This window comes from Prosthecobacter fluviatilis, assembly GCF_055388355.1.
In genome coordinates this window covers 3,987,266-4,001,070 of record NZ_AP043782.1, presented here as the reverse complement: position 1 = coordinate 4,001,070, position 13,805 = coordinate 3,987,266, and the positions used below count along the sequence as shown (strand labels likewise).

Below are 13,805 nucleotides of genomic sequence, written 5' to 3'. Positions count from 1 at the left end.
CTTCAACAAATCCAGAACCCACCGATGACAAACCAACCGGCGATTGCGGGTATATCGAGCAGAAATGACCAGATCATCCAAGTAGTGCTCACCGCCAAAGCACGCCGCTTGTTGGTCAGCCGCCGGTCGTAGAAAAGCATGATGAGCAAGAGCCATTCGATCATGCGCAGCGGTATCAGTCCAAGCAGGAAAAGAGGACTGCCCAGTGCAGGCGTGATCATGTGCACGTACGGATAGCCAAAGGCGATTCCAATAATCGTCCGCGTCAGCCCAATCACGAACCACTGGGATGGATTCTTCTTGTAGCACTTTGAGATCAGGTGGGCGGCAATGCAGTATCCCACCAGCTTGGTGACGCCGAAGGCTATTGCCCCGAGTTCTGGATGGTCCATTCCGGCTGGCATAATAGTGTAGTTGAACGGGTTTCGGTTAGACGGTGTGCCGCATTGTTCACTGATAGCTTCATGAAGAGAGGCACTTTCGTCCTGGGCTACTTGCTGATCGGCTTCTCATATGGGCCCAAAGGATCTGAACTTTCGCTGTCTTTGATGCGCTTCAAGAGAGCTGCGTCCGGTTCGTAAACACCTTTGTCGTGCTCGTAGGCCAGCCAACGTCCGGTCTTCTTGCTTTTGCCGACATGGATCTGTCGAGGGCTTTTGTCATCACCGGCTCCAAATGACATATTCCATTCCACTTTCGAACCGTCTTTCGGATCTTTGGCTGTTGCAGGAGGGTTTGCTGCAGCCTTCCAGTAGGCCTCATTAGAAGCAGCCCGCTCTTTCAGGCGGAAATCCTTGTTGTGCCGCTGGCACCAAAAGGTCTCCAAAATGACGCCGGACATGTCATCGGGATGATGAAACCCGAGCTTGTTCATGTACTGCGCCAACGGCCCACCTCCCCAAAGACCCCACTCGTTCCGCATCCACATGCCAAGTCCGAAATGGTACTCGATCATTTCATCTTCAGCCTTCATGGCGTCAATCTTCGCCAGCTCATCCTTTGGAAGCAATTTTTCCAACCGCTGATGTGCTTCTTCCAGAGTCTTTGGAGGTGGCATTTCCGCCTTCTTTGCCTGCACTTGAGCAGGCTGCTTTTCTGGTGCTGCCTTCTTCTCATCGGCAAACAACAGGCTGCCGGCAGCCAGTAGAAAAATGAGAGTGGTGATGCGCCTCATAAGCTAAGTCGCCTTTGCATTGTGCTCCACCAACCAAGCGTGACATCTTTCAAGAATGATCTGGTGTATATTGGATCGATCAGCACCATTCCAATACCACTGAACAGGCTCCTGCTGCAAGTCATCGTAGGCCCAGCGGAGGAGATAGAAGTCGTAAATGTCTTGCTGATAATCTTCAGCTATGCACAAATCACATAGCAGTCGAAGAGATCCCTGCATCAATGATGGTTGAACCACAATGTCCAAGACAAGGTCTTTGGCATAGGCGGAAATGGCAGCAGCCCCGACTGGAATGGATATATCCAACTCTCGAAGAGCCTTCGTGGCATAATCACGAACCTCAAAGGTAGTGAACGGTGGGATAAGACCCGCGAGAATCCGCAGTGACGGCGAATCGTAGCCCTGGCACAGAGCCTCCAACGCCCACTCGACACAATCTGATGCTTCACCTCGATGGGTGCCGCAGAACATGATGACCTTGCCGGGCAAAGAGTGCATGTACGATATTGAATTGGACTGTGCGAAAAAGTTTACAGAACGCGTGATTTGAATGCCCGTATATATCACGTTCTCACCTCAGCCACTCATCCCGATGCTCCGCCACGAAAGCATCGTCATTCAAATGCGGGTAGGCGACATAGACGCGGTCGATTTCTTCCATCTGGCCGGGGCTGAGGGATTCGTGTTCGTCGAGGCACCAGAGACCCTCCAGCAGGCCCTGGCGGCGGAGGACTTCGTGGAGGCCGGCGATGCAGCCGTGGAAGGCGTTGGCGGAGTCGAAGAAGGCGGCGTTGGCGTCGGTGACTTCGATGCCGAGGCGCAGCAGGGCGGAGGTGGCTTCGGCGTTGCGGCACTGTTCCAGAAGCTGCACGGCGCGCTGGGTCCACACGGACCAGTGGCCGAGGAGGCCGCCGACGATGCGGCGCTCTTTGCCGCCGACACGATAGGGCGTGAGGAAGTCGGCGACGATGTTGTCGTCGTTGCCGGTGTAGAGGGCGATGTCATCGCGTTCGGCTTCGATGACGGCGCGGACGACATCGAGGGTCTGGTAGCGATTGAAGGGAGCCATCTTGATGGCGACGATGTTTTCGATCTCGGCAAAGCGTCGCCAAAAAGAGTAGGGCAGCACGCACCCGCCGACGCTGGGCTGCAGGTAGAAGCCGACGACGGGCAGGACCTGCGTGACGGCGCGACAATGGGCGATCATTTCATCCTCGGTGGCGGTGCGCAGCGCGCCGAGGCTGAGGAGTCCGGCGTGGTAGCCGAGACCGCGCAGCAGCTCGGCCTCCGCCACGGCCTGCGGTGTGGCACCGCAGATGCCGCCGATGCGCACGAGGTAGCCGGGGGCGCGGTCCATCTCTTCCTTGGCCAGTTCGAGCACGGGTTTGAAGAGGCCGAACTTGGGATCGCGGATGGCGAACTGGGTGGTGTGCACGCCGACGGCGAGGCCGCCGACTCCGGCGGCGATGTAGTAGCGTGCGAGTGCGCGCTGGCGGCGCTCGTCGAGCTTTCTCTGCGCGGTGAGCGCGAGGGGATGCGCAGGGATGGCGATGCCGTGCTGGAGCGTGGGGCGAAAGTCGAAGTTGTTCATGCTGTTTTGCTTCGCATGCTGACGGCTCAACCTTTCATCTCTCCCCATGCTGCGCCATCTTCTGTTTTCGCTTTTTGCCGTCGCCACTGCTCTTCCAGCTGCGGACGAGTTTCCACTGGTCCCCGCGCAGGAATGCCACCCGCGCGCCGGCCTTTCAAATTTCCTGGCCAAGGCAAACACCCCGGGCGCTGAGGTGAAGATCGGCTACCTGGGCGGCTCCATCACGGCGCAGAACGGCTGGCGGCCGAAGACGCTGGCGCACTTCCAGAAGGCGTACCCGCAGGCGAAGTTCAGCGAGATCAATGCGGCGATCGGCGGCACGGGCTCAGACCTGGGGGTTTTCCGCCTGAAGCAGGATGTGCTGGATCAGAAGCCGGACCTGATGTTTGTGGAGTTCGCCGTGAATGACGGCGGTGCCGCGCCGGAGCAGATCTTCCGCTGCATGGAGGGCATCGTGCGCCAGACATGGAAGGCACTGCCTGACTGCGACATCTGCTTTGTCTACACGATCACGGAGGCGCTGGTGCCTGCGATGCTGGAGGGCAAATTCCAGCGCTCGGCGAGCGCGATGGAGAAGATCGCGGATCACTACGGCATCCCGACCATCCACATGGGCATGGAGGTGGCAAAGCTGGCCAAGGAGGGCAAGCTGGCGTGGAAGGCCAAGCTGCCGAAGACGGACGAGGAGAAGAAGGCGCTGGAGGGGAAATTTGTCTTTGCCCCGGACAGCGTACACCCGCACCCGGAGACGGGGCATGAGCTGTATCTGGCGGCCATCGTGCGCTCGCTGGAGCCCATCACTGCCGCCTCCAAGAAGACCGGCCCGCACACGCTGGGGGCACCCTTCATCGCCACGAACTATGAACAGGCCAAGCTGCTGCCGATCACGGCTGCCACGCTGTCCCCCGGTTTTAAGCTGCTCGATTCCAAGACAGATGACTTTGGCAAGCGCTGGGCCAACCGCATGACGGCACTGCACAAAGGCAGCCAGCCCGGAGACACGATCACCTTCAAGTTCAAAGGCACCCGCTGCGCCATCTATGACATCGTGGGCCCGGACTGCGGGCAGGTGAGCGTGACGCTGGATGACAAGCCGGCGAGCTTTGTGCCGCGTATCGACGCCTACTGCACCTACCACCGCCTGAGCACGCTCATGATCGGCACGGATCTGGAAGACAAGGAGCACACGGTGAAGATCGTGATCGACTCCAAGGAGCTGGACAAGGCCGCCATCCTGGCCAAGAACGGCAACAAGATCGACAAACCGGAGCGCTTCGCCGGAACCAGCTTCTACCCTGGGGCGATCCTGCTGGTAGGCGAACTCGTGCGATGAGCGGTCTCGCTCCTTGGTATATAGTGCTCAATAGACTAAGATAAGTTCGAGTTAGGTGAGTACTTATGCTTTACCAATGCTGCTCGTACCTTGCCATTTATCAGTTCCGAACATTGTTCTGCGCTGAGTATTCGGTGAACAGCTGTTAAGAGTCGTTTAAAGTCTGATTCAATGTCCTAGGTCAAGGGAAGGCGTACTGTTATGGAATTCATAGCCAGTCCGTTTTTCTATGAGCCACGACCCTGCCCGCGTCGAGCAGCTCTTCAATGAGGCGCTCGAACGTGCGAACCACATTGAACGCCATGTTTTCCTCACAGCAGCCTGTGGGAAAGACACGGCATTGTGGAATGAGGTCTGGGACCGGCTGCGAAACCACTCCGGCGATGGTGGCCGGCAGCGCCGGACGCGCGGGATCCGGGTGCCGAAAGCGCCCGCCAGCGGCCACCTGGGAGAAAAGCCGGGAGACATGATCGGCCCGTACCGGCTGCTGCAGGTCATTGATGACAGCACCAGCAGCACCTTGTGGATGGCAGAGCGGAATCAGCGCGTGGCGGAGTTTGTGGCCATCAAGATCGTGGCCGCAGCCGCCAATGATTTCCTGATCCGCTACGAGGCGCAGAAGCATGCGCTGGCGCTGCTGGACCACCCTGACATCGCCCGGCCTCACGCCTGCGGCATGACTCCGGCTGGCAGGCCCTATCTCGTGACCGAGCTGCTGCATGGAACGCCCATCACGAAGTTTTGCGATGACCAGAAGCTGTCGCTCCTCGCGCGTGTGCGGCTTTTCATCCAGGCCTGTGATGCCATCCATCACGCCCACCTCAAAGGTGTAGTGCATGCAGACCTGCAGCCGTCCAACATCCTGGTCAGATGGGGGGACCAAGGGCAGCCGGTGGTGAAAGTGACGGACTTTGGCATCGCCAGGGCGATGAACTATGCCCTCGTGGCCCCAACTGGCCAGCTGCGGGCGCCAGTGGCCTACTTCTCGCCGGAGTATGTTTCGGTAAAATCGATCGACGCCCGCACAGACATCTACGCGCTGGGCATGCTGCTGTACGAGCTGATCACCGGCCGACTGCCCATCCCCGCGCCCAAGGCCGCCGCAGAGCACCTGAATGAGGTGAAGAAGGTCGTGTGCGAGACACTCCCGGAAAAGCCATCCGCCCTGATGCGCTCGCTGCCAAAGGCCCAGCTCACCGGACTGGCCCTGAACCGCAAGGAGAGCACGGCCGCCTACCCTGAGCTGCTGGAGGAGCATTTCGACTGGATCGTCATGCGTGCCCTGGAGAAGCGCCCTGAAAGCCGCTACGTCACCGTGGATGCCATGGAGAATGACTTCCTGCCCTACCTCAAGGAAGCGGCAGCCAAGGAAGAGAAACAGGAGCTCCAGGGCACTGCCTTTGGCACTTTCATCAGCGAGCACCGGGCGTGGTTCGCACTCGCGGCCGTGATGGTGCTGCTGCTGACGTGTGCCATGGCAGTCATGGGCTGGCTGATGGTGAAGGAAAAGCAGGAGGAGCTGCGCGTGTCCACCAAGCGGAAGACCGAGTCCTACTCCATGACCGCGCGGTTTCTGCAGGAGATGTTTGCCCTCCTGACGCCGGAAGCGGTGAAGGGAAAGGACACCACGCTGGTGAAACGCATGCTGGACGCTGGTGTCGAGCACCTGGACTCTCTGGCCGCAAACCCTGAATCCGGGGCCCGCGTGCAGGAGACGATCGGGCTGACCTATCTGGCACTGTCACAGCCGCAGGACGCGCAGCGGCAGCTCCAGGGGGCGCTGGAGAAGCGCAAAATCGCACTCGGGGGCGCACATCGCGACACCCTGCGGTCCATGCGGCAGCTGGCCACAGCCATGAAAGCCGAAGGCCGGTTTGTAGATGCGGAAACACTGCTGCGCAAAACCCTGACCGCCCAGCAGAAGACCCTGGGCCCGGACCACCCTGACACCTTTGTGACGATCTCCGTGCTGGCCGCAGTCTGCGACGAACAGGAGAAGCATGTGGAGGCTGAGACTTTGTTTCTCAATCTCTACCAGGCCCAGAAACGTGTGCTCGGTGCGGATCACCTGGACACTCTCGCGACACTGGGTGAGCTGGCGAACTCCTACACCCAGCAGAACCGGCATGCCGACGCCGTGAAGAGGCGTGGCGAACAGCTGGAAGGAATGCGCCGGGCGCTGGGTGCCAGCGACCCGCGCACCCTCGTGACGATGAACATCGCCGCGCAGGCCAGTGAAAAGGCGGGCCTGCCCTCGGAGGCGGAGAAGCTTTATTTCGGGGCGCTTGAGATCATGAACAAGTCCCTGGGAGTGGAACACCCCGACACCCTGGTGCAGGCAGATCAGGTGGCCCAGATGCTGGGAAGACGTGGGCGGCATGCCGAAGCGCTGCGGCTCCACCACGAATGTCTGGACGCGAGACGCCGTGTGCTAGGCCCGAAGGACCCGCAGACCCTGCTCTCAATGAGACATCTGGCGAACGAGTATGAGACACAGGGCAGGCATGCTGAAGCCGAGGCCTCCCAGCAGCAGGTGCTGGAGATATTGAAAACGGCTTTCCCTCCTGAGCACCCTGAAATCCTCATGCAGATGGACACTGTCGCACAGGCCTATGATGCGCACGGACGCTACGCCGAGGCTGCAAGCCTCCGGCAGCAGTCGCTGGCGGTGAGACAGCGCGTGCTGGGCTTCAGCCATGTGCAAACGCTGCGCTCCATGCAGAGGCTGGCCACCTCTCTCGATGCCGCAGGGGAGCACGCACAGGCCACCGCGCTGCAGCTCGAAACGCTCGAAACCATGAAAACGGCCTATGGCCCGGGAGACCCCGATGTGCTGGCGCAGATGCATGCCATGGCTGCAATGCACGAACGCCGCAGCGAGCATGACCAGGCTGAAAAGATCTACCTCGATCTGCTGCAGATCCAGCAGCGTGTCCTTGGTGCCGGGCATGCAGAAACACTCGCCACCTTGTCCGGCCTGGCCGAAACGTACCGCCACGCCGGCAGAACGGAAGAGGCCGAGGCGCTGTATCAGCAGGTGCTGGACCTCCAGCGCAAGCGCACCCCTGCAGACGCCGCCGGCCTGGCCGCAGCTGCGGCTGATCTGGGGAGCCTGTGGCTGCAAAAGGGACTGTCTGCCAAGGCGGAACCGCTTCTCAGGGACTGCCTGGAACAGTGCGTCCAGCAGCAGCCTGAACATTGGCTGCGCTTCAACGCCGAGAGCCTGCTGGGCGGGGCTCTGCTGCAGCAGAAAAAATTCGCCGAAGCCGGCCCGCTGCTGCAGTCCGGCTACGAAGGGCTGAATGCACGTGCAGACATGCTCGCGCCGCAAAACCGCTTTCGCCTGCGCAGCGCGATCGAGCGGCTGGCCCAGTTCAGCGATGCCACCGGCAACGCCGTCCAGGCAGCTCAATGGCGGCAGAAGCTTGCCGAGTTTGATCAGCCCCGTGGCGGCTCCGGCGCTCCCAAACTCAGCCTGAGCTTACGCTGAAAGTGACCGGCACTGTCTGCATGGACAGCCGAAAGCAAGGGACCGCCCTGATACCGCCCAAGCCAGGCGACGGAATTTTTTGAGCTGCCTGCGTTTACGCCTCTGCCTCATCACGACGACACAGCCGGTCGCCCCAGAAGGTGGCGACGAGCAGGCTGCTGAGCGCGAGGAGCGCCAGACCATTGAGCACATGGAAGTTGGTGACCCAGAAGCTTTTGCCGGTGAGGATCACAAAAATGCCCAGCGCCACCTGCACCGTGGGCATGAAGAGCAGCAGGGTGGCGACGGGGCGCATCTGCGGCAGGGTGACGAGCCAGCGCCGCGCACGCGCAGCGACGAAGATGATCAGCACCGCAACGGTGAAGCCCCAGTACTTGTGGGCAAACAGCAGAAACACATCCTGCGGCTGGAACGACGGCAGCCACTGGCCCTTGGTGGTGAGAATATCGCTCGCAGCCAGATGTGTGCGCTGCGTGTGGCGCAGACTGGCCCCCAGGACCAGCTGCGCGAAGACGCAGAGGAACAAGGCCAGCGACCAGAAGCGCGCGCGTGCGGCTTCTGTGAGGCTGAGCAACAGCCGGCCCTCAGTCCAAGTGCGCGACGAGGCAAAAGCAATGAACACGAGGACACAGTAAAAGATCTGCCCCAGCATCCCATGGACAATGCCGAATTTGTCCGACATTTCCTGGACGCGAGCCCCCCCGAGAGCGGCCTGAATCATCACGAGCATGAGGCTCAGAGTGGCGAGTCCGCGGAGCAGCACCCATTTTCTCCCGATCCATGTCATCGTCAGCCAGGTGAATCCCAGAAAAGCGATCAGGACGGCGACCGAATAGACCCGCAATTTGATCAGGATGAAAAAGCCGATGCCGCAGAGGATGATGCTCACAGCCTCGACCAATGCCGGTTTGTTTTTGAAGAACTGCCAGAAGTACATGCCCAGAGCGAGCCAGCCAATCGTCATCCCGATCCAGCGGTGCCCATGCTCCAGCAGCAATGCGGGTACCTTGTACCAGCCTTCAGGGTTGATCTTGCCGTAGCACAACGGCCAGTCAGGCACCGCAAGGCCGACGTCTTCCGTGGTCACCGCAGCCCCCCACCATATCAGAACGATGCCGACGGCGAGTGTGAACAGGGCATAACGATGAAAGGCGCGGGAGGGCATGACAGTCAGATCAGGAACGCGCGGCGAAAGCAAAAGGGCAAAATAATGAGGTCATTATTTTGCCCTTGGGTTCTGCCATCCGGAGGGATGGAAATTAATGAGCAGCAGGCTTGGCAGCGGCGGCATCAGCAGCGTCGGCCTTCTTTTTGGCGGATTCAGACTGCTCCTTGGCCCAGGCGTCGTATTCGGCGGCGGGGACTACTTCAAGAATGGCCTTCATCTGGGCATGGCCGGGTCCGCAAAGCTGACCGCAGATGATGTCCCATGAGCCTTCCTTGGTCGGCTTGAACCACATGTGGGATTTCACGCCTGGAGTGGCGTCCTGAGCGGCACGCATCGGCACGAGCGCGAGGTTGTGAATCACATCCTTGCTGGCCACGTCCACGATGACCGGACGGCCGACGGGGAGCTTCATGGTGCCGGGGTTGACGAAGTCGTCCTTGCCATTGGGGTCATGCAGGTCCTTGCCCATGGTATTGGTGGCTCCATCCACGTTGCGCAGATCCCAAGTGCTGAGCATCATGTCGGTGCCGGGGTATTGAAAATTCCAGAGGAACTTCTCGCCCAAGGCGCGCATACGGATGGTGTCGGGGGAGGTGGGGTACTCGTCAGCCTGGCGGGACCAGAGCGGGAAGGCGAAGCCGAGCAGCAGAATGGCTTCAACGATGACGACGCCGATTTCGATGTGGGTCGTCGCGTGGCCGCGGAAACCATGGTAGTCGGCCTTTGCTGTTTTCTTCTGGCGGAAGCGGTAGAAAGCGATGGCAAGGTAGATGGACCAGCCCACGCCGAGCACGACCATGAACCAATGGACAAAACCCAGCATGTGGTCAACCAACCCCCCGTGTTCCGAGGCGTTTGCGGTCTGGCCCAGCCAGACGTTGATGGAATCGATTTTCAGTGACATAAGCGAGAGAAGAGAATCAGACGGCGGTAAGGGAAGGGTGGGAGCGCTGGCGGCGCACAAAGAAATAAACAAAGGAGGCCGCGCAGAGGAACATGAAGGCCAGCACGCCAAGCATGAAAAGAATGGCGAAGCCCTGGGCCTGGCCAACGAGGCTGCCCTTGTCTGCCATGCAGGTGGCGCAGGCGAGGATGGAGGATGGTGATGCGAAAATCATGGCTCAGACGATGATGGTGCGCATTTTCCTGACGAGATACCACACCCCATAGGCCAGGAGGGCCAGGCAGAGCAGGCCCGCATAGTTTTTCAGGGGCGCAGCACCGGCGGCGGCGGCTTCCTCAGGCATGAAATGCATCCACAGCCAGAACGCGGCGTCGCACAAGATGGCGAAGACGAGAAAGACGATGTGGAAGTGCTTGAGCGACATGACCGGTGTGAGAGAAGGATTTTACTGCTGCTCAACAGGGGCGTAGAAGCCCTTGAACTGAAGCGGGTCGTCGTGGGAGAAGATGAAGAGCGCGAAGAGCACCACAGCGAGGACGACGGTGAAAACGAGGATCTTGTAGATCATGCTGCGCTCGTGATTGAGGTGCATGAAGATCAGCGCAACGAGGGTGGCCTTGATCGTCGCCAAGATCATGCCGACGAGGATGTTCAGGCTGTGCGTGGGCAGCTCAACATAGGAGAGCCACACGGTGGCTCCGCTGGCGAGGATCAGGATGCCCCCGATGATGAGGTACCATTTGATCGATTTCTGAATTGCTTCGACGTTGTCGGCCATGGCAGTGAAAAGGTGGGGGATTACAGGAGGTAAAGCAGCGGGAAGAGGAAGATCCAGACGAGGTCAACGAAGTGCCAGAAGAGGCCGCCGACTTCGACGCGGTTGGCGAGATGCTCGGGATCCTGGCGGAGGCGCTTGCCGTCAAAGGCCAGGAAGTAGAGCAGCACCAGGGCACCTGCGATGACGTGCAGGCCGTGGAGGCCAGTGAGCGTGAAGTAGATGGCGTAGTAGGTGTTCAGCTTGGGCGTGAAGTTGGAGAAGAAAGTGATGTCTTTTTTTTCCAGAACCACGGTGGGGTGGTGCGCATGAGCGTCACCATGACCTTCGGCAGGAGCGTGGGCTTCAGCTCCGTGCTTGTCACCGTGAGCCTCGCCAGCGGCGGGCGGAGTGGCGGAATGCAGCTTGAAGAAAAGCGCATCTTTCTGAAGTGTGGCGGAGCGGCTCTTGTCACGAGTCGGGTAGTCCTTCTCGAACTTGGAGATGTGGTGGTCGCGGTTCTCCACGAAGGCTTTCTGCCAGGCTTCACCCAGATAGCGGTGATCAAAGGCGAGGGACTTTTCCGACTGTGCGACGCCGCGGGCGTCCACGCCATCGACTTCGAGGGTCATCTTGTCATCGGCCAGCTTGCCGGTGGCGGTGGTGCCGTCGCGGAAGGTGATGGTGGTGTCGGTGTAGCCAAAGATTTCAGAGGGCTTGGCAGTGATTTTGACCGGAGCGGTGGCAACGAGCTTGATGGATGCGCTGCCCTTGTTCGCGGCGGCGGCTTTCTTGACTGCTTCAGCGCGGAGAGCCTCGAAAGAAGCTTCGTCCAGGCTGATTTCCTGACCGCCTTCAGTCTTGAACTTGGGTGCCGTGCCTTCAATCAAGGGAAGAACATGGGAGACAGGGTCGGCGTTCACAGCGCTCGTCTTGAGCGGAATGGTGAGGTTGAACTCGCTCACGCCGTCAAACTTCACCTGGTAGCCATGGGGAAGGTGCCCAGTAAGAAGCGTGCCGTCGGTCAGCTTGACCGCGTAGTGGGCAAACTTGGCCTTGTACTCAAGGGACTTGTTGAACATGAAGACACCTGCACAAATCACGGTGATGGCCATGTTGATGCGGTACCAGCCGAACTTGCGCAGCTTGAGCATGGCCCAGGCCATGACCACCGTGACGGAGGAGGCGATGAGAACCACGGTGTTGATGAAGCCGAGGGTCACGTCCAGATCATGCACCGGCCATGGATAGTCGGCACCGACGCGGAGGAAGATGTACGCGGAGAACAGGCCGCCGAAGAGCATGACTTCCGAGGCAAGGAAGAGCCAGATGCCGATCTTGGCGTTGTAAAGACCGGTGTCTGGACGGGCGTGAACGGTGTAGGGGATGTCCATTGAAGTAGTCGCGGTGCGCGGTTGGAAGTTCGCGGTTTAGTGATGAGCCTGTGCTTTTTCAGCGATGGCCTTGGGGTCAGGTTTGCCGGGCTCGGACTCCCACTGCGGGTAGAAATCGGAAGAGTGGCCAGGAACGCTGTACTCGTAGGGGCCGCGATGGGCGACTGGGTCGAACAGGAAGTTGCCATGCGGAGGCGGTGTCGGCGTGGCCCACTCCATCGTGGTGGCGTTCCATGGGTTGTCGCTGTTGGACTTTTTGCCGCCCTTCAGGCTGAACCAGAAGTTGATGATGAAGGGCACCTGACCGAGGGCGAGGATGAAAGCCCCGACGGACATGACGATGTTGAGGGACAGCATGTTGTCCGGGATGTCGAGGCCGAAGAAGGCGCCGACTTTGTGGGTCAGAGACGTCGTCCAGTGGGACATCCCGCTGGTGTTTTCAAAGTACTTGCCGCCGTCATACCAGCGACGGTGGAAGCCGGCCATGCCCTGCACAAACATCGGGGCGAAGACCAGGTTCATGCCGAGGAGCGAAGGCCAGAAGTGGAGCTTGCCCAGCTTGTCGTTCATGAAGCGGCCGGTGAATTTCGGGAACCAATGATAGACGCCAGCGAAGAGGGCGAAGATGGTGCCGGGGGCGACAACGTAGTGGAAGTGGCCGATCACGTAGTAGGTGTCGTGCATGGCGAGGTCGATGAACGAGAAAGCCAGAGGCAGACCCGTCAGACCGCCGATGCCGAACATGGGCAGGAACGCGGAGGCAAAGAGCATCTGCGTGTTGAAGCGAATGGAGCCGCCCCAGAGGGAAACCATCATGCAAGTCAGCAGCACCACAGACGGCACGGAGATGAGCACCGTGGTGATCTGGAAGTAGGTGGACATCATGGTGCCCATGCCGGTGAGGTACATGTGATGCGCCCAGACGAGGAAGCTGAGGAAGCCCAGGGTGAGCACGGAGTAAACCATGGACTTGTATCCCCAAAGCGGACGGCGGGCGTTGCAGGGAATGACGTCTGTCAGGATGGCGAAGGCCGGAAGGATGAGAACATACACCTCAGGGTGCGCCAGGAACCAGAACAGATGCTGGTAGAGCAGCGGGCTGCCACCACCGGAGATGTCCAGATGCTTGCCACCTTCCATCAGGCCGGTAGGCAGGTAGAAGGAAGAACCAAACACGCGGTCGGAAAGCTGCAGGATGGCCGCCACTTCAAGAGGAGGGAAGGCGAGCAGGAGGAGGAAGGCGGTTACAAACATGGCCCAGCAGAAGAAGGGCATCTTCATCCAGGAAAGGCCCTTGGTGCGCAGGTTGATGATGGTGGCGATGAAATTGACGGAACCCAGAAGGGAGGCGGAGATGTTGAAAACCATCGCGGTGAGCCACCAGGTGTGACCGTGGCTCCAGATGCTTGTGACGCCGATGTTGGCTGTGGAGGCCAGAGGCGAATACATCGTCCAGCCGGTCTGCACGGGGCCGGTGCCGACGAAGAAGCTGTACATCATCAGCACGCCGCTGATGAAGAAGAACCAGTAGCTCATCATGTTCAGCTTCGGGAACGCCATGTCGATGGTGCCGATCTGGAGAGGCATGACGAAATTGCCGAAGGCGGCAAAGCCAAGAGGCACAATGCCGAAGAACACCATGACCGTGCCGTGCATGGCGCCGAGCATGTTGTACAATTCGCCGTTCAACGAACCGTCTGCATTCAGCCAGCGGCCAAACATTTCCTCAAAGACGCCACCGATGACAGGCAGATGGCGGATGACATCCACCGCTGGCACGGGAAGGCCGGGATAGGCGATGCTCCAGCGCATGAGCAACATGAGGAAGAAGCCAAAGAGCAGGAACATCAGGCCGGTGAGGCCGTACTGCAGACCAATGGTCTTGTGATCGGTGGAGAAGATGTACTTCCAGATGAAGCTTTGTTCATGATGCCCGTGGGCATGATCGTCATGCGAGTGATCGTGGGCGTGAGTGGTGGCGGCGGCGCTCATAGGCT

The 13,805-nt window shown here is 59.7% G+C and carries 13 protein-coding genes; 2 read left to right on the top strand and 11 right to left on the bottom strand.

Features of this window, described 5'->3' with window-relative positions:
• Positions 1–2: 2 nt before the first annotated feature.
• The 4 genes from ACZ5WW_RS15625 to ACZ5WW_RS15610 all read right to left on the bottom strand — a co-directional run bounded on the left by ACZ5WW_RS15625 (position 3) and on the right by ACZ5WW_RS15610 (position 2,765).
• The gene (locus ACZ5WW_RS15625; RefSeq protein WP_464694159.1) at positions 3–392 is read right to left on the bottom strand and encodes a hypothetical protein; all 390 of its coding nucleotides are present in this window, start codon (positions 390–392) and stop codon (positions 3–5) included.
• A 98-nt stretch (positions 393–490) separates the two neighbouring features.
• Complete coding sequence (locus tag ACZ5WW_RS15620; RefSeq protein WP_377171860.1) at positions 491–1,174, bottom strand: DUF6794 domain-containing protein; 684 nt, start codon at positions 1,172–1,174, stop codon at positions 491–493.
• A gap of 3 nt (positions 1,175–1,177) precedes the next feature.
• Entirely contained in the window at positions 1,178–1,672 is a 495-nt protein-coding gene (locus tag ACZ5WW_RS15615; protein WP_377171858.1) for a hypothetical protein, read from the bottom strand.
• Between the two features lie 73 nt (positions 1,673–1,745).
• The gene (locus tag ACZ5WW_RS15610; RefSeq protein ID WP_377171856.1) at positions 1,746–2,765 is read right to left on the bottom strand and encodes a dihydrodipicolinate synthase family protein; all 1,020 of its coding nucleotides are present in this window, start codon (positions 2,763–2,765) and stop codon (positions 1,746–1,748) included.
• A gap of 46 nt (positions 2,766–2,811) precedes the next feature.
• Here ACZ5WW_RS15610 and ACZ5WW_RS15605 point away from each other — a divergent pair, with 46 nt between their 5' ends.
• A complete protein-coding gene (locus ACZ5WW_RS15605; protein ID WP_377171854.1) occupies positions 2,812–4,098 on the top strand; it encodes a GDSL-type esterase/lipase family protein in 1,287 nt (428 codons plus the stop codon).
• A gap of 229 nt (positions 4,099–4,327) precedes the next feature.
• Positions 4,328–7,588 carry a tetratricopeptide repeat protein gene (locus ACZ5WW_RS15600; RefSeq protein ID WP_377171852.1) on the top strand — a complete coding sequence of 1,087 codons (3,261 nt, stop codon included), beginning with the start codon at positions 4,328–4,330 and terminating at the stop codon, positions 7,586–7,588.
• A 94-nt stretch (positions 7,589–7,682) separates the two neighbouring features.
• Here the strand turns inward: ACZ5WW_RS15600 and ACZ5WW_RS15595 are convergent, their stop codons facing one another.
• The 7 genes from ACZ5WW_RS15595 to ACZ5WW_RS15565 form a co-directional block, all read right to left on the bottom strand.
• The gene (locus ACZ5WW_RS15595) at positions 7,683–8,753 is read right to left on the bottom strand and encodes a COX15/CtaA family protein (RefSeq protein ID WP_377171850.1); all 1,071 of its coding nucleotides are present in this window, start codon (positions 8,751–8,753) and stop codon (positions 7,683–7,685) included.
• 94 nt (positions 8,754–8,847) lie between these two features.
• Positions 8,848–9,660, bottom strand: coding sequence for a cytochrome c oxidase subunit II (locus ACZ5WW_RS15590; protein ID WP_377171848.1), 813 nt, complete (start codon positions 9,658–9,660; stop codon positions 8,848–8,850).
• 16 nt (positions 9,661–9,676) lie between these two features.
• The gene (locus ACZ5WW_RS15585; RefSeq protein WP_377171846.1) at positions 9,677–9,874 is read right to left on the bottom strand and encodes a hypothetical protein; all 198 of its coding nucleotides are present in this window, start codon (positions 9,872–9,874) and stop codon (positions 9,677–9,679) included.
• Between the two features lie 3 nt (positions 9,875–9,877).
• Positions 9,878–10,084 carry a hypothetical protein gene (locus tag ACZ5WW_RS15580; RefSeq protein WP_377171844.1) on the bottom strand — a complete coding sequence of 69 codons (207 nt, stop codon included), beginning with the start codon at positions 10,082–10,084 and terminating at the stop codon, positions 9,878–9,880.
• A 21-nt stretch (positions 10,085–10,105) separates the two neighbouring features.
• The gene (locus ACZ5WW_RS15575; RefSeq protein ID WP_377171842.1) at positions 10,106–10,438 is read right to left on the bottom strand and encodes a cytochrome C oxidase subunit IV family protein; all 333 of its coding nucleotides are present in this window, start codon (positions 10,436–10,438) and stop codon (positions 10,106–10,108) included.
• A 20-nt stretch (positions 10,439–10,458) separates the two neighbouring features.
• Positions 10,459–11,808: a cytochrome c oxidase subunit 3 gene (locus tag ACZ5WW_RS15570; RefSeq protein ID WP_377171840.1), complete on the bottom strand. Its 1,350-nt coding sequence runs from the start codon at positions 11,806–11,808 to the stop codon at positions 10,459–10,461.
• Between the two features lie 36 nt (positions 11,809–11,844).
• Entirely contained in the window at positions 11,845–13,800 is a 1,956-nt protein-coding gene (locus ACZ5WW_RS15565; protein ID WP_377171838.1) for a cytochrome c oxidase subunit I, read from the bottom strand.
• Between the last annotated feature and the right edge of the window lie 5 nt (positions 13,801–13,805).